This window comes from Rugamonas sp. FW305-51 (genome assembly GCF_058786935.1).
In genome coordinates, this window is the sequence record NZ_JBYSZG010000002.1 from 122,160 (window position 1) to 145,525 (window position 23,366).

A 23,366-nucleotide genomic window follows, 5' to 3' on the forward strand; every position below is an offset into this window, starting at 1 on the left:
CTCCTTGTCAGGTTCGCTTGAGCAGTTCGGCCGCGTGGATGGCCACCATCATCGGCGCCTGGTACAACAGATAGGCCCAGCGTGCGGCCGATACCTGCGCGGTCAGCACGATCGCATCGTCGGCGCGTTGCAAGTCTTTTTCGTGGTCGGCCCCGCCCAAAGGCGCCAGTACCGGCGCCGGCACGGCGGGATCGATGAACTGGCGGGTCGAGCCGGACGGAATCAGATCGCTCCAGATGATGTCGTTGACGGTTTGCGGCCCGCCGCTGCGGCTGGTGTCGAAGCCGAAGCGCGGCTCGCCCGGCCGTTCCTTCAGCACGAAGAACCAGCCAGCGTTGTCGGCGGTCGGCGCCCCGGAGACGCGGCCTTTGGCCTCGGCTTCGTCGAGGTCGAAGCCGAAGAAATACACGTCGGGTTCGACCTTGGCTTCAAACAGCGGGAAGCGCAGCAGATCGTGCGGCGGGTGGTCCATCTGGGCTTCCGGAACCTCGACCAGTTCGCGTTCGAGCGTCACATCGGGCTGGCTGCTGCCGTTCAGCCCCCACTTGGCGCGTTGCGCGTAGAGCACCACGTTGGGACATTTTTTCAGCAGCTCGCCGCGGATCAGCAACACCACATTTTCCTTCTGCCCGCCCGGCGCTTCGCGGTTGTCGTGCTCGCCCAGCGTGGAGGCGCGCGGCCATTGATGGATCTTGGGAATGTCGCGCAGGCTGTCGCGGAACACGTCGGGATCGGCGCCGGGCGGCGCCACCTGCCCGCGCACGTCCCAGAACTGGCGGAACACCGAGCCGCGCTGGTCGGTCGGATATTCTCGCCACAGCAGCTCGCGCGCGAACTCGTGGTTCAGGCCGACCATATACGCTTCGATGAAGGCCTGGTTGGTGGTGACGGCGGTAATGCTGTCCGGCTCCACCAGATGCAGGCCCGGCATCAGAAACTCGGTCGATTCTTTTTGCAGCGGCTGGTACATCGGCGTATCGATCACCGGATGGGCCCAGATTTCGTCGAACTCTTCCGGCATGGCATCCAGCACCCGTTGCGGAATGTCCAGCCCGCGCAGGGTACGGTTGCGCAGCGCGATGCGCGGATCGAGGGCGCGGTGCAAGTCCTTGCCCATGCCTTCGATATCGATGGCTTGCAACTCGGTGCGCTCGGCGGCCGCGTAGCTGGCGCCGACCAGGTCGAACCAGGCGTTGGCGGCCAGTCCCAGGTCGTGGGTTTCCTTTTCCGGATTCTTGCCGCGTCCCGGATCGCGCTGGCCCGGTTCCATGATGCTGATCTGGTCCAGCTTGATCTTGCCGAAGGCCTGGGCCGAGGCCTTGCGGTCGGACAGCAGCCGCGCCATGGCAAGCGCGGCGTCCGCGCGCCCGGCCGGCACCTGCTGGCGCTCGATGGCGCGCGGCAGCGATTTCTCGACCAGCACCAGCGTGGTGTACAGCCCGCGCGGCGCCGCCTTGATGCTGGCGATGCGCAGGCTGCCGTCGTTGACGGCTTTGAGCAGCGCTTCGCGGTCCAGCCCTTGTTTGATCGACGCCAGCCGCAGCAGACGCCCTCCCGGCCGCAGCAGGCGGCTGGCCGTGTACGACAGCAGCGCCGGCCGCACGCGGCTGCGTTCCAGCTGGGCGCGCACGCTGGCGACGCCGCTGATCACGCGCCGGTGCACGGGCCGCGTCAGCCGCAGGTAGCGCTCGGGCCGTTTGGCGGCGCTGCCGAAGCGGCGTTCATGCCACACCGCTGAAATCTCAATCGCATAGCGCGCGTGCCGCAGCTTGCGGTTGGCCTTGAGCACGTCGCCGACCTGCTCCCAGGCCGCGTCCATATAGGTTTCCTGCCCTTTCTGGATGACGGTGGTGCCGGCGGCGGCCGCCGCGCGGTGGCGCGGGTCCAGGTTGAGGTGATGCACCCAGTTGTGCGGATGCGGCACGGTGCTGCCATCGGCCTGTGTCAGCAGGCGGTCGACGGCGGCGTGCCAGCGGCCGTACAGCGGCGGCAGCACCAGCGGATCGGGCGAAACTTCTTCCTCGGTGCCGTCCTCGGCGCGGGTGCCGAGTTCGGCGCCGCTGGCGGCGTGGGCTTCGGGCGCCGGCTTGAGCAGGTAGTCGTCGCCCAGATTGACCAGGCCGGCCAACGCGGCCTGGAAGGCATGCGGCGGCACATCCCATTCCTCGTATTTCTTGCGCAACGCCAGCTGGGCCGCGTTGAGTGCCGACTCGGGCGCGCGCAAGGCGCCGCCCAGCTTGAGGATGCCGCCCAGTTCCTCGCTGGCGATCCCCGGCAGCTGCAAGCCGGGCCGCTGCACATCAATATCGCGGTAGCCGACCTTGGCATCGACCACGCGCGCTTTCAGGCGCCGCACCAGGGTTTCGAAATCGCCCACCTCGGCGGTACGGAATTGCCAGCGGTAGTAATACGGCACCAGCAGCGGTTCCAGCCGGCCGGGATAGCTGTCCCAGGCGATGGCGCTGGCCGATGGCGCCGTCGTGGGCGGATGGCCCAGGCCGGCCAGGCGGCCCGTTTCGTAGGCCGGAATCAGCAGCGCGGTGTAGCCGGTGTTGGGCTCCAGCCGGCGCGGACAGACCAGCCGCGAATAGGCGGCGTCGGCATCCTTGGCCAGCAAGGCGTCCAGCCTGGGCAGCACTTGCGCCATGTCGGCCGAAACGAACTCCGCATCGGTGCCGGACAGCGAGGCGTTGACATGGACGTGGGCCCATGCCCACAGCTCGCTGCGTGGCGGGAAGGGATCGAAGCCGGCCACTTCCACAAACGGCAGCGGCCGCCCGCGCAAGTCGCGGCCATCCTTGCATTCGCCCTCGGCCAGCACCACCAGCGTCAGCCAGGGCGCCAGCCGCAAGCCGCCGTTGGTCGGTCCCTCCGGCGAGTAGCGCCATGGCAGGTCTTCATCGTAGAACTCGATGCTGGCCAGGTAATTCGGTTCGACATTGCTGATGCCCTTGCCGGGCTCGCAGCGGATGACGGCGTGCGGATCGATGCCGGTCACGTCGCCGGGACCATACAGCGACAGGGTTTGCGGCACTGCCATTTCCGGCACGGCGCCACCACCGGTTGGCTCGACGCCGACATTGACGATCACCTGCACCGTCGGACGCTGGGCGCCGGCGGGCGGTACACCGCTCACCAGGCCGCCGAGGCCGCGCCGGTACCAGGGCAGGAAGCTGTAGCAAGCATTGGTCATGGCTGGATATCCGTCATGCGGCGAGCTCGAACGATGGCAGCACCTGCAACTGGCCGTGCAGCGCAGGGTTGGCCTGCAAGAGGCCAGCCAGATGGGCGCGCGCTTCGGCCTCGCTGCCGAATTCAACGGCGCCGTAGCGGGTGTTGTTGGCGGCCGAGGCCACGGCATAGCCCTCGCCCTTGGCCACCACTTTTTCCTTGAACGGCGTCAGCGCGCGCTGCTGGTGGGCCGACAGCGTGGAGCGCGACACCGCCGCCCCCGACAACAGGCGCTGCGACAGCAGCAGATGCAGACCGCGCAGCTTGCGCAGCGGTTTGGGCCCGGTGCTGTCGATGGTCAGCAGCTCGTAGCGGTTGGAACGCTTGATGGCGGTCGACGAGAACGAGGTCTGGCCCACCGGCGTCAGCTCCACGCCGCCGTTCATCGGCTCGAAGGCCGGGGCGCCGAAGCGGTCGGCGTCCGACAGGTCGTTGAACTGGGCGGCGGCGAAGCGTTCCTTGACGTCGGCCGATTTGTGCAGGGCGCTGCCGGCGATCGAGAGCGTGAAGCGTTTGCCGTCGCGCACCTTGCTGCCGCCCAGCTTACTGACCGGGACGTCCAGCGGCACCAGTTTCTGCGCGATCTGCAAAGTGCCGCTTGGATGCAGGATCAGGCCCGCCTCTTCCGGCGGGATGCTGCGCATGGTGACCAGCCCGGCGCGCCCGGTGGGATTGAAGGCGCGCCAGTTGGCCAGCTTGCCGACCTCGGCCGCCAGCAGCGGCTGCACATCCACGTCGGGCAGCGGTTCGCCGCGCGGCTCGCCCCAGGTCACGTCGATCGAGACGTCGACATCGAAGAACAGCAGCGATATGCTGGCCTCGCCGCGCGCATGCCATGGCGTCGGCCCTTCCAGCCGCACGCGGATCGACAGGCCCCACACGCCGAGCCCGAAAACCTTGACCGAGAAGTTGGAATAAATCTCGACGTCGAAATACAGCGGCGAGAATTGCAGCAAGGCGTCGAAGCTGGTGGTGCTTTCCACGCTCAGCACTTCAAAGCCGAAGTAAATCTCCACCCGCGCACCGAACTGCGCCGTGTTGGAGGTGACCGCGAAATAACCCTCGGCCCGCACCCGCGCCCAGCTTTCGTTGAGGATGGTGATGCCCAGCCGCGCCGGCACCGGGAATGGCAAGGGCGGCGGTGTGTAGCGCGGATGGAAGCCGCCCACGCTGAGCACGAAATTGGCATCCTCGCCGTAGGCCGCCAGCAGGCCCATGTCGCCGTCGATGGTGATGAACAACACGCGCGAGTCGTACAGCGTGGCAAAGAAATAGATGCGCTGGCGGTCGAACTCCAGCGCGCCGATGAAGCTGACCTGGATCACCACCACCGGCGCGATTTCCGCCGGCAGCGCCAGCCGCAGCACGCCCAGGATGGCGATGTTGCCGGGAATTTCAATGATCACACCCAGCGAAAGCGACACCAGCGTCGGCGTGCCCCAGCCCAGCTTGGCCATCGGCCCGATCAGGAAGATGCCCAGTTCCGGCGGGAAGAAATCGCGCAGGTCGGAAATGATGCGCGGCGCGTTGGCGACGATATCGCGCGGGAACATGATGTTGTTGACGGCGCCGGTGCGCACGCCGGACACCAGCGCCTCCAGCTGCATGGTGCGGTTCAGCCCGACCAGCCCGCCGACACCCAGCAAGGTGAAACCATAGCCCAGCTGCATGCCGGTGGTGCCGAATTCGGCGCTGATAATCAGCAGCAGCGAGAAGCCGTCCGAGCCGTCCGGCATGCGGGTGGTGAGGATGCCGATCGCCTTCAGGCTGAGGAAGCCGGCAAACGTCAGCTCCAGCGCGCCGGCATACTCGCCGCGGTCGGCGTCGATGAACAGGTAGCCGCCGCCGCGCACCACGCCGACGTCGATGGACAGGCCGATGCCATTCGGCGGTTTGAAGGCCACCGCCAGGTCGAACGGACCGATGGCGCCGCGTCCGGCCGGCGCCGGCACCAGCGACAATTTGATGCCGATGTTCTCCACCATCGCCTGCAGCGGCCCCAGATGCAGCGCGCAGCCGGCGCCCAGCGACAGCTCGACGCCATTGTTGCCACCGCGCGCGCTGACGTACAGCGTGGCCAGCTTGAAGATGCTGAGGTCGATATTCAGCGGCAGCTGGAATTCCAGCCCGCCGCTGCCGGCGATACTGACGCCGGAACGCGACGAGCACAGCAAGTCCATGCCGAAATCGGCGCTAAAGCCGTCGCCCAGTACTTGCTTGATGAAGCCGTCCGCCTCGGTAAAGCCGACGAACAGCCGCAGCTTGCCCTGCTCCGCACCGGTATTGGCGCGGAAGAACAGCTCCGGATTGGCCAGCGTGCCGGCAAAGCCGCCCTCCACCAGAAAACCGTCCAGTTCCAGCCGGGTGCTGTCGCGCTTGCCGAACAGCAGGAACGGCTCGTCCGGCGCGCCGCGTACGCTGAGCTTGCCGGCCAGCTCCACCGCGCCCGCATCGGCCACCGCATGGACATCGTTGGGGAACAGGCGCAGCCGGATCGCATCGCCGGCGCCAAACGCGCCATCGATTTTCAGCGTGACAGCCTGGCCCACCGGCAGCGTCAGGCCGGCGGCGCCGTCCAGTACCGGTGCGAACAGCAAGCCGCCCGGCACACCGGCGCCGGCGCTGGGCGGCACCGGCAATACTGAGACGCCGACGCGCCAGCGCGACTGGGTGGCGCTGTCCACGCCATCGAGCAGCATCCAGTCCAGCTGCTGGACGTGCTGGCCGGCCGCCAATGCCAGATCGATCTGACCGTCGGCCAGGGTGCGGCGCGGCGGCAGCAAGGTGGCCTGGCCGCCCATCGCCAGGGCGATGCGTTCAAACGTGGCCAGCAGGCGCGCATGCTTGAGGCTGGGATCGCCCCAACCGTACAAATCGCGCAGCACGCCACCCGGATTGGTGAACAGCTTGCCTAGTTGGCCAAGATCCAGCACGCTGCGGGTCCACGGCATGCGGTTGGCGCCGGCGGGCGTCACGCGCTCGTAGCGCTGGATGCCGAAGGCGTGCAGGATGGAGAAGATCAACGGCTGGTGGCGCTCCAGATACACCGCCAGCAGATCGTCCAGCATGGCTTCGGCCAGTTCGGACCAGAAGCTTGGCTGGTTGAACGGCGCGCTGCCCACCGAAGCGCCTTGCAGCGAGGAGAAACGCGCGGCCGTGTCCTTGATCGATTGCAGCACGTCGACCAGCGCATGCAGGCGCTGCTGGTCGGTGCCGCTGATCAGCTGGTCGGTGCGCGAGGCCAGTTGCTGGATCAGCGGATCGAGCGCGAACGCGGCCGACAGCGGATTGAGCTGGTTGCCGCCCACCTCCACGTCCCAGCCGTAGCGCGCCAGCAAGGCCTCGATTTCGGCCGGAGCGGAAATGGCGGTGCGGAACGGCGCGACGATATTGAGGAATTCGCGCAGCACCGCGATCAGCAGGTCGTTCATAAGTCCTCCCCTTTGATGGGCGTGGCTGGCGTGGTGCCGCCCCAGACGTGGGTGCGGTCGTAGGTGCCGTCGGGAACCTGGTTGATCATGGTGCCGGCCGAGTTGTAGTAGCGGAAGCCGGGATAGATGTACTCCTCAAAGAAATCCGACATCTCGGCCTGGGTTGCAGGCGCCGACACCAGCAGCGGCCGGAACGCGGTGATGCCGGTCATGCCATCCACCGCCGCCGATTCGTTCTGCATCGCATAGCGATAGGCCCAGCCCATGCCATGCTCGCAGATCACCTGCTTCTGCCCTGCCGCCGGTTGCAGGATATCCGAGCAATACCAGATCACCTTGTTACGGGCCGGCAGCGCGGCCGGCGCGGCCGGATTGATGATGTGCTCGACACTGAAACGGGCCGCGCGCGGCGCGCAAATGGCCACGTGCAGCCGCTGGTTGGGTGGAATCAGCGGCGCCCCGGGCGTGGTGTGCGCGGCCGGCACCCCGCCCGCCGGATTGGACCAGCCGTTGTAGTACCAGGCGCGGTCGCCACCGCCGCGCCCGGCGATGCCGGACCAGCGCCAGTGCATGTGCACGCAGCTGTGGCCGCAGAACGGCGCATGGATCTGGATGTTGCCTTGCTTGTCGGGTCGTCCCATGTCAGCGTGCAGGTGGATATTGTCGTACTGACCCTGGCGGTCGACCTTGATGACCACGAAGGCGTTGTACTGCAACAGCACCGGTCCGGCCGGCCACACGTAATTGGCGCGGCGCAGCGTGGTGGCGCGGTAGAAATTGCCGTCGTTCGGCCCGTACACGCCAACCACCTCTTTTTCCGTGGTGAAGTTGGCCTTGATGTAGTCGAACACCATGCCCCACGATGCGGGCAAGCCCATCAGCCGGCCGCCGATGGTGGTCAGGCCGTAGACCGACGCCCGGCTGTTGAAGATGGCGTCGTCCAGCGAGAACATCTTGCCAAGGTTCATGAACGAGGCATTGCTGTCGGCGTACAGCCCGGCGATGTTGGCGGCCGGCGCGTGGCCGCCGCCGTGGCCGGTGTGCTCGCCGGCCATCACGTTGTCGACCGTGAGACGCACGCTGCCACGGAAGCGCTCGACCCGTTTGCTGGCGTTTTCGGCCGACCAGGTCCAGGCCAGCTGCGGGTAGCAGCCCATGGCCACCGGCACGCCGCCGGGATCGAAATCGTTGATCGCGCCACGGAATACCACCACCATTTCCAGCCGCACATCGCAGGTGCCGCTGCCGCTCAGCACATTGTCGAACAGGGTCAGGCACAGGCCGTATTGCATCAGGCGGTCATTCGGCGTGACGGTGTGGCGGGCGCCGTTGCGGCGGAACTGGAAACTGGAGCGGGTGTCCGTCAGCGCGCGGCCCACGTTGAAGGTGGCGGTGCTGTTGTCGGCAAAGGTGAGCACCAGGTCGGTGAAGTCGATGCGCTGGAACACCCGTTCCGTACTGAGCGTGCCGCTGGTCGAGTGCTGGGTGCCGCGCGCCACCGCATTGGTGATCACCAGCCCTTCGGTGCTGTCGATGCGGTAGGTGAACTCCCAGTACGGCGTGCGGCCATCGATGGCTTCTTCCGAGGTGGCCGGCAAGCCCATGCTCGCGCCGGGCGGCGCGCCGGCGACGCCGACGTCCGCATCGCGCACCCAGTCCGAGGCCGGGCCTTCCTCCCAGGTGATTTCCTCGAACATGGTGGTTTGCGTGGCCAGGGTTTTGCCGCCGGTATAAGCCATGGTTCACCTCAGCATGGAACGCAGATGGACCAGGCACACCGGGCAAAACGCCACAGCCTGATTGCGCGCCGGCAGGTAGCCGAGGCCGGGCGCGCGCCGCATCAGGCAATCCTCGGCGGAACGGTAACTCTTACGCCGGTAGCCGGCGCCGCCCTCCCAGAATTCGATCTTCCCTGCCACCGACGGCGCGGCCGGCGTGGCGGTGTTGGGCAGATCATTGGGTGGATGGGCGTGCACCACGGCCGGCGCCAGCCATTCCATGCCAGACATGACGTGGCGCCAGGCCGGCACATCCGAATTGAGGGTGGGCGGGGTGTCGCGGAAGATCACGTTGGGGGTGTTGAGGAATTCCTTGTTGCTGTCCGAGGCGCTGGCATAGGCGGCGTCGGGCCGCTCGAATTCATCGGCCAGGCCCAGCGCGGCAGCTATGCCGCGCAGCACCACTTGATGCCACAGGCCATTGGCGGTGGTGGCCACCAGATGGTAGGTGGTGTCGTCGATGGGCCGCACGTGGTCGTCCGCGCCTTGGGCCGGATTGGCCGTGGCCGGCGTGATGACGGCGATCACCGCTCCGGTTGGCCCTATCATGATGTCGCCGGGGCTGACCAGTTCGCTCAGCTTGCGGGGGCCGGCGCTGTCGGTCACGACCTGCACGTTCAGCAGCGCGTAAAGCAAGGCATGGTCGACCACCAGCCGGTTGGTGCTGCTGTCGACGAACGAGCCGAGCACGGTTGAATGGCCGCCGCCGGCGCCGATGCGCGGGCCGACGTTGGCACTGGGCGCAAATACCTTGAGCACGGTGAGCCAGCCCGGGTGCGCGCGCGTGACATTGAAGGGCGTGCTGGCAAGCAAGGCGTCCAGCAAGTCCTGGCACAGGGTGGCAAAATCAGCCTTCTGGGCCGCCGTGAAACCTTCTGCAACCAGGATCAGCTTGAAGCTGTTGTCCAGCGGGTTGCCTACGCCGAAGGGAAAGATTTTGCTCGCCATATGCACGCTCCACCGCGAAGAGTGTTGGCAATTTTAGTACATTCATTTGCACTATTGTCGGATTGCCCCGCAAATCCGCTAATCGGGCGCAACACTATCAAAATGAGGGTCGGCCGGGATGAGGTAGCCTGACATTTTCGGACACTTCCATTTGATAAACTTGTCAAAGGGAGTGCACACATGAAATCAATTACATACACGCCGGAGTTCCGGGCCGAGGCGGTCAAACTGGTACTGGCGCAGGAATTGACGCTAGAGGAAGCCGCGCAGCGGATCTCAATGCCCAAAGGGACCTTGGCGAACTGAGTGAGCAACAGCTAGAGAACAATAAAATTAAGAATATGCAGTCAAGGCTAGGACAAATTTGACGCAACACCTGCCTTATGTACCAAGACTACGAAATAGCGAAGTTACGTGACCATTGCGCATCTGCGACAATTTCCGTGCCCATGGCCGTCTTCTTGAAATCAAGCGTAAACGCCCGCCCTGGCATCGAACAAGCGTTCATACCAGGAACGGGCGTCATCATTGCGGATCCAGCCGGGGATCCAGCCGGTACTCTCAGCCCTGGTGGAATTTGCCCGCCACATTCGAGCGCGCAACGTGCAATTTCTTGTAGCTGTCGATCAGACGCTGGTGCCGTTCGAGCCCCTCCAGTTTCGTGCTGGTTGGCGTCAAGCCATAGAAGCGCACGCTGCCATCCACCGATCCCAGCACGGCGTCCATCCGCTCGTCGCCGAACATGCGGCGGAAATTGACCACGTAATCGTCCAGTTCCAGGTCGTCATCCAGCTGCACCTCCAGCACCACGTTCAAGGCCTGATAAAACAATCCGCGCTCGACCGTATTGTCGTTGTACTGCAGGAACGCGCCCACCAGCTCGTGTGCTTCCTCAAATTGCTGTAATGCCAGTTGAATCAGCAGCTTCAACTCCAGCACCGTCAGCTGCCCCCAGACCGTGTTTTCGTCGAATTCGACGCCAATCAAGGTGGCGATATCGGAGTATTCATCCAGTTCGCTGTTTTCCAGACGGTCAAGCAGCGCTTCCAGGCCGGCATCGTCCAGGCGATGCAAGTTCAGGACGTCGGCGCGGAACAACAGCGATTTATTGGTGTTATCCCAGATCAAATCTTCAATCGGATAGATTTCCGAATAACCGGGCACCAGTATCCTGCAGGCCGTGGCGCCAAAATGCTCATACACCGCCATGTACGCTTCCTTGCCCATCTCTTGCAGAATGCCGAACAAAGTCGCGGCTTCCTCTGCATTCGAGTTTTCGCCCTGGCCGGAGAAATCCCACTCAACGAATTCGTAATCGGCCTTGGCGCTGAAGAACCGCCAGGATACGATGCCGCTGGAATCGATGAAGTGTTCGACGAAGTTGTTTGGCTCGGTCACGGCGTTGCTGACAAAGGTGGGCCGCGGCAGATCGTTCAAGCCTTCAAAACTGCGGCCCTGCAGCAATTCCGTCAGACTGCGTTCCAGCGCCACTTCGAGGCTGGGGTGCGCGCCGAACGAGGCGAATACGCCGCCCGTGCGCGGGTTCATCAATGTGACGCACATGACCGGATAGGTGCCGCCCAGCGACGCATCCTTCACCAGCACCGGGAAGCCCTGCTCTTCCAATCCCTTGATGCCGGCCAGAATGCCGGGGTATTTCGCCAGTACTTCGTCCGGCACGTCGGGCAACGCGATTTCGCCTTCAATAATTTCGCGCTTGACCGCCCTTTCGAATATCTCCGACAGGCATTGCACCTGCGCTTCGGCCAGCGTATTGCCGGCACTCATGCCGTTGCTGCCGTAGAGGTTTTCGACCAGGTTGGACGGGAAATACACCACCTCGCCATCCGACTGGCGCACAAACGGCAGCGCGCAAATTCCGCGCTGCACATTGCCCGAGTTGGTGTCGTACAGATGCGAGCCGCATAATTCGCCGTCCGCGTTATAGATGTCCAGGCTGTACTCATCGAGAATTTCCGGCGGCAGTGCATCATCCGGGCCAGGTTTGAACCAGCGCTCGTTCGGATAATGGACGAATGGCGCGTCGGCGATGTCTTCGCCCCAGAACGAACCGGCGTAGAAGTGATTGCAATTCAGGCGCTCGAGATACTCGCCCAAGGCCGACGCCAAGGCACTTTCCTTGGTCGCGCCCTTGCCGTTGGTGAAGCACATCGGCGAATGTGCATCGCGGATATGCAGCGACCACACATTGGGGACGATATTGCGCCAGGATGCGATTTCGATCTTGATCCCCAGGCCAGCCAATATGCCGGACATATTGGCGATGGTCTGTTCCAGCGGCAAATCCTTGCCCGCAATATAGGTGCTCGCTTCCGCAGCCGGATTCAAGGTCAGCAACGCCTGGGCGTCGGCATCCAGATTTTCCACCTCTTCAATCACAAACTCCGGCCCGGCCTGTACCACTTTTTTAACGGTACAACGGTCGATGGAGCGCAAGATGCCCTGGCGGTCTTTTTCGGAGATATCCGCTGGCAACTCGACTTGAATCTTGAATATCTGCTGGTAACGGTTTTCCGGATCAACGATATTGTTCTGCGACAGGCGGATATTTTCGGTCGGAATATTGCGTGTAGTGCAATACAACTTCACGAAGTAAGCGGCGCACAGGGCCGAAGAAGCCAGAAAATAGTCGAATGGACCTGGCGCGGAACCATCGCCCTTGTAGCGGATAGGCTGGTCGGCTATGACGGTGAAGTCATCGAACTTGGCTTCAAGACGTAGCTTATCGAGAAAGTTGACCTTAATTTCCATGGGGAATATCCAATTTTTGCGCAAAATAATCCGCGATTATCCGCCCTTTTGGCCTTGCAGCAAAGGCCGTTGACCGGCGCCACGCCAGCTCTTCGCGGCCAGCCGGCGATGCGACCGCTCCGGCCTTGCACTTGTGCGCCGCCCTTACCCGCATAATTTTCCGATTCGCGGTAGCCTGCAGTGCGTACGCTCTCGTGAAGTAGGCGCACAATGACAAGCCTGTAGATAGGATGTCACGGCAAGGTTTCTGGCGCGTCGCTTAGCAACGGGAGAAGCAGATGGCATACATCACATCCGGAGGCATTTCAATCCACTACGACATCAAGGGCCAGGGTTCGCCCGTGCTGCTGCTGGCCGGGCTGGCGGGAGTTGGCGCTTCCTGGGGGCCGCAAATCGATCTGTTCGCCCGGCGCCACCGGGTGATCGTGCCAGACCATCGGGGCACGGGTGCTTCCGGGCACACCGTGCTCGGCATGACGATCGCCCAACATGCGCGGGATATGGCAAGGGTCGTCGAGGCGGCAGAATGCGGCCCGGTACATGTTGTTGGCTCGTCGACCGGCGGCGCCATCGCGCAGTTGCTGGCAATAGAACATCGCACCTTGCTGCGCAGCGCGACCATTATTTCCTCGATCGCAAAGGCCGACGCCTACTATCGCCGCCAGTTCGACATGCGACGGCGTATGCTGCGCGATTCCGGTTTGCGGGCGGCCACGGAAGCGAACGCCCTGTTCCTGTTCGATCCAAAATTCATGCGCGAGCATCCGGAGCGGGTGCAGGCGTGGGTCGATGCCGCAGCGACCGTACCGTTCGAAATGGAAATTGCATTGGCCCGTATCGACATGATCGCAGGGCACGATGCCTACGATGCCTTGCCCGCGATCACCACGCCGACGCTGCTGCTGGTAGGCGAGCGCGATTTTTGCGCCCCACCCTACTTCAGCCAGGAACTCGCGGAGCGGATTCCCGGTGCCGAATTTGCCACACTGAATGGCGGTCACCTGATCTTCCTGGAGCAGCCCGAATTGCTGCACGATACCGTCGAGGCCTTCATCGCCAGGCACGAATAGCGATAATACCTGGCGGAAACGGAAGGCAGATGCTGGCAAGGTCCGAACGGGGGCGCCAAAAGCGTCGGCATCCAAGGATAGCAACCGGCGCCGTAGCCGTCGCCGTCGGTATTGCCAGTGGACGCCCGCATGGTGCGTGTGCCGGTTACACAGCCGCCTTGGCGCGCCGTTTCGTCGTGCCCCGCTCGGCATTCAACGCCGCGGCCGCGCAAATCAAGGCCTTGAATGCCTGCGCGTCGAGCACCTCGCCCTCATGAATGTCGATGGCGCGCCGCGCGTTGCCTTCCAGGCTGGAGTTGAACAACCCTGCCGGATCGTCCAATGATGCGCCCTTCAGGAACGTCAGCTTCACCACGGACTTGTAGGTTTCGCCGGTGCACAGGATGCCGTTGTGGGACCAGACCGGCGTTCCCATCCACTTTACTTCTTCCACCACCTCCGGCACCGCCTCGTGTATCAGCGTGCGCATCCGGCTCAATGTGGCGCCGCGCCAGTCGTCCAGGCGGGCGATTTTCTGGTCGATCTGGGCCGACGCGGGCTGGCTGTCGTCCGAATCCGGTTTGTTCATGCAGTCCTCCTGGTGGGTAATTGTTGTGCGAGCCCCATTTCTATGTCCACGCTGCCGCCTTCACTGCCAGCGGGGATACACAGCGTATCGCAGGCATCCGATCCTGTCGCGGAACAAACGAACGCCCCATGTGGCCGCAAAAAGGAACTCCCAGGATGATAGGGGCCCAGCCCAAGCTGGACACCTGTCATCCCATCGCCGCTCAGGCTTCCGGCCGTTCCAATACCTGTTCCAGCGAGTTGAAGAACTTCTGCCAGCCATATTGGGCGCCCTGGTAAGCCTGCTCCTGGTCCGGCCGGAATCCCGACTGCTCCATGCGCAGCAGCGTACCCTTACCGGACGGCTCCAGCGTCCAGGTGACCACGCTTTCCAGCCCGTAGGCGGCCCAGGTATAGGCCAGCGTGCGTTGCGGTTCCACTTCCGTCACTTCGCAATCGACGGCGCCCCAGTCGGCGCTGAACTTGAAGTGGTGGCCCGCCTTGGGCAGGAAGTCGCTTTTCATCAGCCATGCCTCGATCAGGTGCGGCTGGGTCAGTGCACGCCAGAGCTTTTCGGGCGGATGCGCAAACTCCCGCTCGACAACGACGGTGCGCAATTGTTGTGCAGTTTGGTTCATTGGTCGATCCTTTGCAGTAAATTTTCGAGGTCGTCGAACCGGCTTTCCCAGAAGTGCGTCATCTGGGTGGTCCAGTCCAACAGCGGTGCCAGCGCGGCGGGCCGTGCGCTGTAGTGGGTCTGGCGCCCCTGGTGCCGGTCCTGTACGAGGCCGGCCTGCTTTAACACGGCGAGATGCTTGGAGACGGCCGGCTGTGAAACCTGGCCCTGCCCAGTCAGCACACCGACGGTCTGTTCGCCGCCGCTGCACAGCTTTTCAAAGATGGCCCGCCGCGTAGGATCGGCCAGGGCCCGGAAGAGCGCGTCATGAGAGGTGTCCATTTGAATCCATAGCTGCCAGGTTATGGATTTAACTATAGCCAAGCAGTTATGGATCGTCAAGGGAAATTTGCCCGGACTGGCGACGCGCCGGCGCCTCCGGGCGCCGGCCGCTAAGCCTGCGGCCGGTACAACTGCAGGATGCTGGAGAAGTCCAGCTGGCCGTGACCGCCCTGCTGGTGCAACTGGTACAACTGGCGCGCCAGGCCACCGAGCGGCGTGGCCGCCTGCGCATTCAGCGCGGCCTGCTGCGCCAGGCCCAGGTCCTTGAGCATCAGCGCCGAGCCGAAGCCGCCGCTATAGCCGCGCGACGCGGGCGCCGCCTCCATCACGCCCGGCCACGGGTTGTACAGCTCCAGCGCCCAGTTGCGGCCGGAACTCTTGGCCATGATGTCAGACAGCACCTTGGGGTCCAGGCCGTGCGCCACGCCCAGGTTCAGCGCTTCGGCCGTGCCGGCCATGAGTATCCCCAGCAGCATGTTGTTGCAGATCTTGGCCACCTGCCCCGCGCCCGCGCCGCCCGCGTGGAAGATGTTCTTGCCCATGGCGCCCAGCACGGCACGGGCGCGGTCCAGCGCCGCATCGTCACCGCCGACGATGAAGGTGAGCGTGCCGGCCGCGGCGCCCGCCGTGCCGCCCGACACCGGCGCATCGAGCATGGCGTAGCCGCGGGCCGCTGCGGCGTCCGATACTTCCTTCGCGACGTCGGCGGCGATGGTGCTGCAATCGATCAGCAGCGCCTGCGGCCGGGCGCATTCCAGCACGCGCCCGCTGCCCAGGTACAGCTCCCGCACGTGCTCGTTGGCCGGCAGCATGGAGATGACGATGTCCGCTTCCCGCACGGCGTCCGCCGCCGTTGGCGCGCTGCGGGCGCTGGCGGAGCAAAGCGCGTCCATGGCCGCCGCCGACAGGTCATGCACCGTCAGCGCATAGCCGGCGCGCAGCAGATTGCGCGCCATCGGCGCGCCCATGTTTCCCAGTCCGATAAATGCGATTGTTTGCATGCGATACTCCTTAGTCATTGGTCAGGTCGGCCAGCGGATGCCGCGGCCACGGCGGAACAAAGTGCAGTGCGGTGCTGTCGGCGCTCGCCGCCTGCCACTGCGGTGCGTTGTCCTTGTCGATCAACAGCGCGCGCACGCCTTCGGCAAAGTCGGGGTGGGCGCAGCAGCGCAACGCCACCACCAGCTCCAGGCGGAACACGTCGGCCAGGCCAAGATGCCGGGCCTTGTCCTGCATGGCCCACACCAGCGCAGCCGACGACGGCGCGCCGGCCGCCAGCGACTTCGCGGCCCGCTGCAACCACAAGGACTCGCCATCATAGCTCCGGATGGCGCGCAGCACTTCGTCCAGCGATCGCGCATCCGTCAGCTGCTGGATGGCGTCGAAATTGGCCCGTACTTCGGACGCAGGCAGCACCTCCGCCGGAGCACGGAAGCCACGCAGCACATGGTCCAGCGTCAAATCCGCACTGCCAGCCTGCCAGTCGGCTTCGCACAAGGCCGCGATCACGCGGTCGCGGTCCTGCTGCAGCACGAAATAGTCCGCCAGGCCGGTGAACAAGGCGTCGCCCGCGTTCAACGGTGCGCCGGTCAGGCCCAGGAACAGGCCGCTGCGGCCTGGCATGCGCGGCAGGAACCAGCTGCCGCCCACGTCCGGGAACAGGCCGATGGTGATTTCCGGCATGGCGATGCGGGTGGTATCCGTCACGACGCGGTGGCTGGCGCCCGCCATCAAACCCAGCCCGCCGCCCATGACGATGCCGCCGCCCCACACCAGCAAAGGCTTGCCGTAGGTGTGGATGCGATGGTCGAGCCGGTACTCCTCGCTGAAAAAGGCTAGCGCAGTGGGATTGGGCACCACTTCCGGCGCGGCCAGGATGGCGTCGCGCAGTCCGCGCACGTCGCCGCCGGCGCAAAATGCCTTGTCGGTACTCGATTGCAGCACCACACAGGCGATGGCGGGATCGGCTGCCCAGCGCTGCAGGGCCGCGTCCAGCAGTCGTATCATTTCCAGCGTCAGCGCATGCAGCGACTTGGGCGCATCCAGCGTGGCGACGGCTATCCGTTTGCCGCCCGCAGCGGCGCGCTCTTCCAGCCGCACCGGGGCGGCCAGGTGGTCGGGGCTGTTCATTTCACGCATTTCGCCAGCTCGCTTCACGTTTGCCCAGGAAGGCTTGCACACCCTCTTTCTGGTCTGCCGTATCGAACAGGCTGACAAAGCGTTCCCGCTCCAGCGGCAGCACGTGCTGCGTGGGCATGGTGCGGCCGGCCTGGATCAGGGTCTTGCAGGCGGCGACGCTGCTCGGGCTTTGGCGCGCCACCTTGGCAGCCAGGGCCATCGCCCGCGCCAGCCCCTCCCCACTCGGCACCACTTCCTCGACCAGGCCGATCGCCTGCGCCTGCGCCGCGTCGATCCGTTCGCCGCACAGTATCATGCGCTTGGCCCAGCCCTCGCCCACCAGGCGCGCCAGGTTCTGCGTGCCGCCGGCACACGGCAGCAAGCCCACGGACGCTTCCGGCAGCGCCATCTGTGCGTGCGCCTCGGCGATGCGGATGTCGCAGGCCAGCGCGCATTCCAGTCCGCCGCCCATGGCGTAGCCGTTGATGGCGGCGATGGTCACGCCGCGGAAGGCGGCCAGCGCCTCGAACGCTTCGCCGAAGCGCTGCGCCATGCGGCGCGCCGTGGCCTTGTCGCCGTCCGCAAAGACTTTCAGGTCGGCGCCGGCGGAAAAGAACTTCGGCCCGTCGCCGGTGATCACCAGCGCGTAGATCTGGCGGTCCTGCTGCACGTCGTTGACCAATTCGGTCAGCGCCGCCAGGCTGTCTTCGGTCCAGGTGTGCGCCGGCGGGTTGTGCAGCGTGACCTGCACCGTGTGCTGGTGCCGTTCGACAGACAGGTTGGTATAACTGTTTTTCATTTGATGATCTCCGTGGCGCCGTCGCGCAGGATGGCCCTGGCGATGATGAGGCGCATGATTTCGTTGCTACCTTCAAGGATTTGATGCACCCGCGTGTCGCGCACGTGGCGCTCCAGCGGATACTCGCGGATGTAGCCGTAGCCGCCGTGCAGTTGCAGGGCGTCGTTGGCCACGTTAAAGCCGGCGTCGGTGGCGAAGCGCTTGGCCATGGCGCAGTAGGCGCTGGCGTCGGGGCTCTCCGTGTCGAGCTTCCAGGCCGCCAGCCGCACCATCTGGCGTGCCGCGACCAGTTCGGTGAGCATGTCGGCCAGCTTGAACTGGAGCGCCTGGAACTGCGCCAGTTCGCGCCCGAACTGCACGCGCTCCTTCAGGTGGAGCTGGGCCCGGTTCAGCGCCGCCTGCGCCGTGCCGATGGAACAGGCGGCGATGTTGATGCGGCCGCCGTCCAGCCCTTTCATCGCCATCGCGAAGCCCTGGCCTTCCTCGCCGAGCCGGTGGTGCATCGGCACCCGCACCGCGTCGAAGTGGATGGCGCAGGTGGGCTGGCTGTTCCAGCCCATCTTTGCCTCCAGCTTGCCGAAGCTGATGCCGGGCGTATCGGCTGGCACGGCAAAGGCCGAGATGCCACCCGCGCCCGTGGCGCCGGTGCGCGCCATCACCACCAGCAGGTCGGTGCGGCTGCCGCCGGAGATGAAGGCTTTGCCGCCGTCGATGACGTAGTACTCGCCATGGCGCACGGCCTGCGTGCGCAGGGCCGCCGCGTCGGAACCGGCTTGCGGCTCGGTCAGGCAGTAGCTGGCCAGGCTGGCGCCGCTGGCCAGCCGCGGCACCCATTGCCGGCACAGCGCCTCGCCGCCCCAGCGCGACACCATCCAGGTCGCCATGTTGTGGATAGTCAGGTAGGCCGTGGTGGAGGTGCAGCCGGCCGCCAGTTCTTCGAACACGATGGCCGCATTCAGGCGCGACAGGCCCAGGCCGCCCCAGTGCTGCGGCGTGTACAGGCCGCAAAAGCCCATCTCGCCGGCCCTGGCGATGGTCTCGCGGCAGAAATAGCCGTCGGCATCCCAGCGGGCCGCGTGGGGAGCCAGTTCGCCCTGGGCGAAGTCGCGCGCGGCCTGCTGGAATGCGCGCTGTTCGTCGCTGAGATCGAATTCCATGGCGCTATTTCAGGCTGATGGTGGTGTTCACCTGGCCGACCGAGGCGGCATCGGCGAACCAGCGCTGGGTGATGGTCTGGGTCTGGGTGTAGAACAGCACCACCTGCTTGCCGAACGGGCCCAGGTCGCCCAGCTTGGAGCCACGCGAGCCGGTAAAGCTGAACAGCGGCACCGGTACGGGAATCGGCACGTTGATGCCGACCTGGCCCACGTCAATATCTTCCTGGAACTTGCGTGCCGCCGCGCCGCTTTGCGTGAACAGCGCCGTGCCGTTGCCGTTCGGGTTGGCATTGACCAGGGCGATGGCGTCGTCCAGCGTGTCGGCGGCCACCACCACCAGCACCGGGCCGAAGATTTCCTGGTCGTAGACGGCCATGCCGGGCTTGACGCCGGCCAGGATGGTGGGGCCGACGAAATTGCCGTCCGGGTAGCCCGGCACCTGGATGCCGCGTCCGTCCAACGCCAGGGTAGCGCCCTGCGCCAGCCCCTGCTCCACCAGTGCCAGCACGCGCTCACGGGCGGCGCACGAAATGAGCGGCCCAAGGTCCGGATTGTCCTTGCCCGCGCCCACCGTCAAGGCGCGAGCCTTCTGCACCAGCTCCGGCAGCCATGCCTGGGCTTCGCCCACCAGCACGGCCACCGAGGCGGCCATGCAGCGCTGGCCGGCGGCGCCGAAACCTGCGCCAAGCAGCTGGTTCAGGGTCTGTTCCTTGTTCGCGTCAGGCAGCACCACGGCATGGTTCTTGGCGCCCATCATGCATTGGGCCCGTTTGCCGGCCAGCGTGGCGCGCTGGTAGACATGGGTGCCGACCCGGGTCGAGCCGACAAAGGAGATGGCCTTGATGTCCGGATGGTCGCACAGGGCGTTGACCACTTCCTCGCCGCCATGCACCACGTTGAGCACACCGGGCGGCACGCCGGCCTGCAAGGCCAGGCGCACCAGCTTTTCCGTCACCAGCGGATCCTGCTCGGACGGCTTGAGCACAAAGGTATTGCCGCAGGCGATGGCCATCGGGAACATCCACAGCGGGATCATGGCGGGGAAGTTGAACGGCGTGATGCCGGCGCAAACGCCCAGCGGCTGCAGCACGCTGTAGGTATCGACGCCGCCGGCCACGTTCTGCGCATAGTCGCCCATCTGCAGGGTGCCGATATTGGCCGCGTGCTCCACCACTTCCAGGCCGCGGAAGACATCGCCCTCCGCATCGACCAGCGTCTTGCCCTGTTCGGCGGTGAGGGTCGCGGCCAGGTCGGCCATGTTCTCGCGGATCAACTGCTGGAGCTTGAGGAAGATGCGGGCGCGGGCGCCGATCGGGGTCTTGCGCCAGGTCTTGAAGGCACGCTGGGCCGACGACACGGCCTGCGCCACTTCCGCCTGGGTGGCAAACGGCACGCGGGCCAGCACTTCCTGCGTGGCCGGGTTGACGACGTCACGCCAGACGGTGGTGGTCGAGTGCACCCACTCGCCATTGATCAGCAGCGGTACAGTGGGGATGGCGGTATTCCTTGCGGTCATGTTCAGTCTCCTCGGGTTGGCGTACAAAGCAGGTTCAACTTGCATTTATTGCTATTTGTTTGCATTATTCGCTCAATCGAAATGCGCGTGAAGGAGTAAAAATGCGAGGAATTGCGAAGCTTTCTGCGGTGGATTGCGAAGATTGCGAAGATTGCCAAGAACGCAGCGGTGATCGGTCATGAGCAAGGTATTCATGGGCGTGCGGCTGCAGCGCCTGCGCGAACAGCGCAACCTGACCCAGGCGGCGCTGGCCAAGGCGCTGGCCATCTCGCCCAGCTACCTGAACCAGATCGAGCGTAACCAGCGCCCGCTGACTGTGCCCATCCTGCTGCGCATCGGCAGCGTGCTGGAGGTCGATCCCCAGATTTTTTCGGAACACGACAGCGCCAGCCTGGTGGCCGATGTGCGCGACGTCCTGAGCGACCTGCCCGGCGCCGAGCCGGCGTCGCTGGCCGAGCTCAAGATGTTGGTGGAGAACATGCCCGGCATGGCACGCGCCATCCTGCAGCTGCAGCGGCGCTACCGCATGATGGCGGAGCGGGCCGAATCGCTGGAGGTGCAGTTCGACAGCACGGACGCCCATCACCGGGCCTTGCAGCCCTCCGCCGACGAGGAAGTGCGCGATTACCTGAACCGGCGCCAGAACTACATCGGCGAACTGGACGAACTGGCCGAGCGCATAGGCGCCAACAGTGCGGAAGCGCTGCGCCAGCGGCTGCATCAGGCCCACGGCGTGACCGTGTTGACGGAACCGGGCGAAGGGATATTGCTGCGCAAGCGGCGCTACGACGCGCAGCAAGGCGTGCTGTGGCTGTCCGATGCGATGAACGCCGGCCAGCAGGCGTTCCAGATGGCGGCCCAACTGGGCTTGCTGGAACACGCCGGCTTGATCGATGCGATCGTCGACCAGGCAGGGCTATCGGGCGATGCGGCGCGCACCGGCGCCCGGCTGGCGCTGTCGAACTATTTTGCCGGGGCCGTGCTGATGCCATATGGCGCCTTCCTGCAGGCAGCCGAGGCGCATGCGTACGATATCGAATTGCTCGCCCACCGCTTCGGTGTCGGCTTCGAAGCTGTCTGCCACCGCCTCAGCACCATGCAGCGGCCCGGCAACAGCGGCTTGCCCATGTTCTTCATGCGGGTGGACCGGGCCGGCAACGTCTCCAAGCGCCAGTCGGCGACGGCATTCCATTTCTCGCGCGTCGGCGGCACCTGTCCGTTGTGGATCGTCTACGAAGCGTTCAGCCAGCCGGGCCGCGTGCTGCGCCAGATCGCGCGCATGCCCGACGGCGGCACCCACCTCTGGATCGCAAGGCAGGTCAGCAGCGGACCGACCGGCTTCAACGCGCCGAGCAAGTCGTTCGCCGTGGCCCTCGGTTGCGACATCTCGCAGGCCCATCGGCTGATCTATGCCAAGGGCCTGGACTTGCACGACCCCAGCGTGGCCACGCCCATCGGGACGGGCTGCAAGGTGTGCGAGCGCAGGGACTGTCCGCAGCGGGCCTTCCCGGCCATCCTGCGCGCCTAGCGAGGCAGGCGTGCAGCATGGCCGCGCCCTGGCTGCAACCCGGTTCAGCCGGATCAGTTCAGGTAAATGTCGCGCCGCAGCCGCTCCATCTGCTGCTGGTGACGCTCGGCCCAGCGGCGGGCGTCGTCCAGCTGGCGCTCCATGCGCTGCAGGTATTCGACCACCTCGCGCCGTTCCTGCTCGCTCCGGCGGTCCTGCTTCTGGGTCTCCTCGTTGACGGGACGGTCCTTGTTGTCCAGGTTGGCGCGGATGTCGCGTTCGATGCGGCCCAGGCGGCCACGCGCTTCGCGCACCCGGCCGGACAGCCCGTCCACGTCGCTGACGGCGCGGTTGTACTTGATGGACGCCACTTCGTAATCCTGGCCGCTGAGATAGGCGCGCTTCATCTGGTTGCGTACCTGATCGCGGCACACGTCGAAGGCCATGCCGGCGCCGCGCCGGCCCAGGTCGAAGGCGTTGTCGGGATTGCAGTAGCGGGCGTTCTGTTCATCCCAGGCGGCCGTGTACAGCTCGCGCGTGCGCGGGATGACGAACACGCCGTCGCGCGCGGCGTTGGCGATGCGGTCCTCCAGTTGGAACGGACGGCCGTAGCCGTCGTCCTGGCCGGCCTTGCGCCAGTATTCGGTCAGGCGGTTTTCCCAGCTCTGGCGATATTCGGTCTCGTAGATCTTCAGGCCCTTCTTGTGCGCCTCGGCGCGGCGCAGGTTGAAGTCCTTGCCCGACACGGCGTCCTGCGTGCCCAGGTTCTTCCAGTAATTGACAATCTCGCCGGTCCAGGCGGTGCGGTAAGCGTCTTCCTGCACCTGCACGCCGGCGCTGCGGGCGGCGGCGGCGCGCGACCTGAACTCCGTATCGGGCACGCCGTTGCGCGCGTCCGTGAAACCGGCGTCCTGCCAGTAGGTGCGGTTGCCCGTCTGCCAGCCACTGGCATAGCTGGCGTCGTCAAAGCGCATGCCCCGCTGGGCCGCGTCATTGCGGGCCGCGTCCTTGGCCGACGCGGGCTTGCCTTCGGTGCCGTCGCGCTTGCCCACGCCGTTCCAGTAGTCGGCGTTACCGATCGCCCAGCCGGCGTCGTAGGCGGCGCGGTTCAGCGGCGTGTGCTGCTTCTGCACTTCGGCGCTGGCCGCGTGACGGTCGAAATTGGATGGCGGCAGCGCCTGGCGGCCATCGCCCATGCCGCGCCCGGACCAGAAGTCCCAGTTGCCCTGCGCCCACCCGGCCAGATAGCCGGCCGCCGCATCGCCCTGCCCCTTGCCCGCGTCGTGACTGTCGCAGAAATCCTTGCGTTCGGCGAAATTCTGCACTTCGCCCGATACCCCGTCCTTGTGGCCGATGCTGTTCCAGTCGCCGGCCTTGCAGTCGGCGATACGTTCCATCGTGGCCTGGCAGCCGGCCAGCAGCAGCGGCAAAGTCAGGATCAGCGAGGTGCTCCAGCGGGGTAAACGGCTCATGGTGTCGGGGCTTCTGGTGAGGTGGTAGGTGCGGAACGATTATAGTGGAATTTGCTTATTCGC

The 23,366-nt window shown here is 65.3% G+C and carries 16 protein-coding genes and 1 pseudogene; 3 read left to right on the plus strand and 14 right to left on the minus strand.

Translation table 11 applies throughout. The annotated features are described in order from the left end of the window. Positions 1 to 7 precede the first annotated feature (7 nt). From AC3WOS_RS01795 to AC3WOS_RS01810, 4 genes are read right to left on the minus strand one after another with little or no spacing between them, the layout of a single operon-like run. Positions 8 to 3,193 carry a hypothetical protein gene (locus tag AC3WOS_RS01795; protein ID WP_492714110.1) on the minus strand — a complete coding sequence of 1,062 codons (3,186 nt, stop codon included), beginning with the start codon at positions 3,191 to 3,193 and terminating at the stop codon, positions 8 to 10. A 13-nt stretch (positions 3,194 to 3,206) separates the two neighbouring features. Next, positions 3,207 to 6,662, minus strand: coding sequence for a DUF6603 domain-containing protein (locus AC3WOS_RS01800; RefSeq protein WP_492714111.1), 3,456 nt, complete (start codon positions 6,660 to 6,662; stop codon positions 3,207 to 3,209). Continuing rightward, complete coding sequence (locus tag AC3WOS_RS01805; protein WP_492714112.1) at positions 6,659 to 8,401, minus strand: hypothetical protein; 1,743 nt, start codon at positions 8,399 to 8,401, stop codon at positions 6,659 to 6,661. Before AC3WOS_RS01805 ends, AC3WOS_RS01800 begins: the two co-directional genes overlap by 4 nt. Before the next feature lie 3 nt (positions 8,402 to 8,404). Further along, a complete protein-coding gene (locus AC3WOS_RS01810; RefSeq protein WP_492714113.1) occupies positions 8,405 to 9,388 on the minus strand; it encodes a M64 family metallopeptidase in 984 nt (327 codons plus the stop codon). A 180-nt stretch (positions 9,389 to 9,568) separates the two neighbouring features. Here AC3WOS_RS01810 and AC3WOS_RS01815 point away from each other — a divergent pair. Then, positions 9,569 to 9,691: pseudogene (locus AC3WOS_RS01815) on the plus strand (transposase); the annotation flags it as partial. A 258-nt stretch (positions 9,692 to 9,949) separates the two neighbouring features. Here AC3WOS_RS01815 and AC3WOS_RS01820 read toward each other — a convergent pair. Continuing rightward, positions 9,950 to 12,160 carry an OsmC domain/YcaO domain-containing protein gene (locus tag AC3WOS_RS01820; RefSeq protein WP_492714114.1) on the minus strand — a complete coding sequence of 737 codons (2,211 nt, stop codon included), beginning with the start codon at positions 12,158 to 12,160 and terminating at the stop codon, positions 9,950 to 9,952. 278 nt (positions 12,161 to 12,438) lie between these two features. Here AC3WOS_RS01820 and AC3WOS_RS01825 point away from each other — a divergent pair, with 278 nt between their 5' ends. Next, entirely contained in the window at positions 12,439 to 13,230 is a 792-nt protein-coding gene (locus AC3WOS_RS01825) for an alpha/beta fold hydrolase (protein ID WP_492714115.1), read from the plus strand. Positions 13,231 to 13,375: 145 nt separating this feature from the next. On the opposite strand, the gene AC3WOS_RS01830 is transcribed toward AC3WOS_RS01825, so the two are convergent. From AC3WOS_RS01830 to AC3WOS_RS01865, 8 genes are all read right to left on the minus strand, one after another. Further along, a complete protein-coding gene (locus AC3WOS_RS01830) occupies positions 13,376 to 13,798 on the minus strand; it encodes a DUF1801 domain-containing protein (RefSeq protein WP_492714116.1) in 423 nt (140 codons plus the stop codon). 202 nt (positions 13,799 to 14,000) lie between these two features. Next, entirely contained in the window at positions 14,001 to 14,414 is a 414-nt protein-coding gene (locus AC3WOS_RS01835; RefSeq protein ID WP_492714117.1) for an SRPBCC family protein, read from the minus strand. Continuing rightward, on the minus strand, positions 14,411 to 14,734 hold the full coding sequence (locus AC3WOS_RS01840) for an ArsR/SmtB family transcription factor (RefSeq protein WP_492714118.1): 324 nt from the start codon (positions 14,732 to 14,734) through the stop codon (positions 14,411 to 14,413). The genes AC3WOS_RS01835 and AC3WOS_RS01840 overlap by 4 nt, the downstream gene beginning before the upstream one ends. Before the next feature lie 110 nt (positions 14,735 to 14,844). Beyond that, complete coding sequence (mmsB, locus tag AC3WOS_RS01845; RefSeq protein WP_492714119.1) at positions 14,845 to 15,735, minus strand: 3-hydroxyisobutyrate dehydrogenase; 891 nt, start codon at positions 15,733 to 15,735, stop codon at positions 14,845 to 14,847. Between the two features lie 10 nt (positions 15,736 to 15,745). Next, positions 15,746 to 16,873, minus strand: coding sequence for an enoyl-CoA hydratase/isomerase family protein (locus tag AC3WOS_RS01850; RefSeq protein ID WP_492714120.1), 1,128 nt, complete (start codon positions 16,871 to 16,873; stop codon positions 15,746 to 15,748). After that, positions 16,866 to 17,651: an enoyl-CoA hydratase gene (locus AC3WOS_RS01855; RefSeq protein WP_492714121.1), complete on the minus strand. Its 786-nt coding sequence runs from the start codon at positions 17,649 to 17,651 to the stop codon at positions 16,866 to 16,868. Before AC3WOS_RS01855 ends, AC3WOS_RS01850 begins: the two co-directional genes overlap by 8 nt. Continuing rightward, positions 17,648 to 18,808: an acyl-CoA dehydrogenase family protein gene (locus AC3WOS_RS01860; RefSeq protein WP_492714122.1), complete on the minus strand. Its 1,161-nt coding sequence runs from the start codon at positions 18,806 to 18,808 to the stop codon at positions 17,648 to 17,650. The genes AC3WOS_RS01855 and AC3WOS_RS01860 overlap by 4 nt, the downstream gene beginning before the upstream one ends. 4 nt (positions 18,809 to 18,812) lie before the next feature. Then, complete coding sequence (locus tag AC3WOS_RS01865; protein ID WP_492714123.1) at positions 18,813 to 20,324, minus strand: CoA-acylating methylmalonate-semialdehyde dehydrogenase; 1,512 nt, start codon at positions 20,322 to 20,324, stop codon at positions 18,813 to 18,815. Between the two features lie 178 nt (positions 20,325 to 20,502). On the opposite strand from AC3WOS_RS01865, the gene AC3WOS_RS01870 reads away from it, so the two are divergent. Next, positions 20,503 to 21,852 carry a short-chain fatty acyl-CoA regulator family protein gene (locus AC3WOS_RS01870; protein ID WP_492714124.1) on the plus strand — a complete coding sequence of 450 codons (1,350 nt, stop codon included), beginning with the start codon at positions 20,503 to 20,505 and terminating at the stop codon, positions 21,850 to 21,852. 53 nt (positions 21,853 to 21,905) lie between these two features. Here the strand turns inward: AC3WOS_RS01870 and AC3WOS_RS01875 are convergent, their stop codons facing one another. Beyond that, the gene (locus AC3WOS_RS01875) at positions 21,906 to 23,303 is read right to left on the minus strand and encodes a DUF2799 domain-containing protein (RefSeq protein ID WP_492714125.1); all 1,398 of its coding nucleotides are present in this window, start codon (positions 23,301 to 23,303) and stop codon (positions 21,906 to 21,908) included. Between the last annotated feature and the right edge of the window lie 63 nt (positions 23,304 to 23,366).

Coding starts and splice junctions, on each gene's coding strand:
- AC3WOS_RS01795 (WP_492714110.1), bottom strand. CDS start 3,193: ATGACCAATGCTTGCTACAGCTTCCTGCCCTGGTACCGGCGCGGCCTC.
- AC3WOS_RS01800 (WP_492714111.1), bottom strand. CDS start 6,662: ATGAACGACCTGCTGATCGCGGTGCTGCGCGAATTCCTCAATATCGTC.
- AC3WOS_RS01805 (WP_492714112.1), bottom strand. CDS start 8,401: ATGGCTTATACCGGCGGCAAAACCCTGGCCACGCAAACCACCATGTTC.
- AC3WOS_RS01810 (WP_492714113.1), bottom strand. CDS start 9,388: ATGGCGAGCAAAATCTTTCCCTTCGGCGTAGGCAACCCGCTGGACAAC.
- AC3WOS_RS01820 (WP_492714114.1), bottom strand. CDS start 12,160: ATGGAAATTAAGGTCAACTTTCTCGATAAGCTACGTCTTGAAGCCAAG.
- AC3WOS_RS01825 (WP_492714115.1), top strand. CDS start 12,439: ATGGCATACATCACATCCGGAGGCATTTCAATCCACTACGACATCAAG.
- AC3WOS_RS01830 (WP_492714116.1), bottom strand. CDS start 13,798: ATGAACAAACCGGATTCGGACGACAGCCAGCCCGCGTCGGCCCAGATC.
- AC3WOS_RS01835 (WP_492714117.1), bottom strand. CDS start 14,414: ATGAACCAAACTGCACAACAATTGCGCACCGTCGTTGTCGAGCGGGAG.
- AC3WOS_RS01840 (WP_492714118.1), bottom strand. CDS start 14,734: ATGGACACCTCTCATGACGCGCTCTTCCGGGCCCTGGCCGATCCTACG.
- mmsB (WP_492714119.1), bottom strand. CDS start 15,735: ATGCAAACAATCGCATTTATCGGACTGGGAAACATGGGCGCGCCGATG.
- AC3WOS_RS01850 (WP_492714120.1), bottom strand. CDS start 16,873: ATGCGTGAAATGAACAGCCCCGACCACCTGGCCGCCCCGGTGCGGCTG.
- AC3WOS_RS01855 (WP_492714121.1), bottom strand. CDS start 17,651: ATGAAAAACAGTTATACCAACCTGTCTGTCGAACGGCACCAGCACACG.
- AC3WOS_RS01860 (WP_492714122.1), bottom strand. CDS start 18,808: ATGGAATTCGATCTCAGCGACGAACAGCGCGCATTCCAGCAGGCCGCG.
- AC3WOS_RS01865 (WP_492714123.1), bottom strand. CDS start 20,324: ATGACCGCAAGGAATACCGCCATCCCCACTGTACCGCTGCTGATCAAT.
- AC3WOS_RS01870 (WP_492714124.1), top strand. CDS start 20,503: ATGAGCAAGGTATTCATGGGCGTGCGGCTGCAGCGCCTGCGCGAACAG.
- AC3WOS_RS01875 (WP_492714125.1), bottom strand. CDS start 23,303: ATGAGCCGTTTACCCCGCTGGAGCACCTCGCTGATCCTGACTTTGCCG.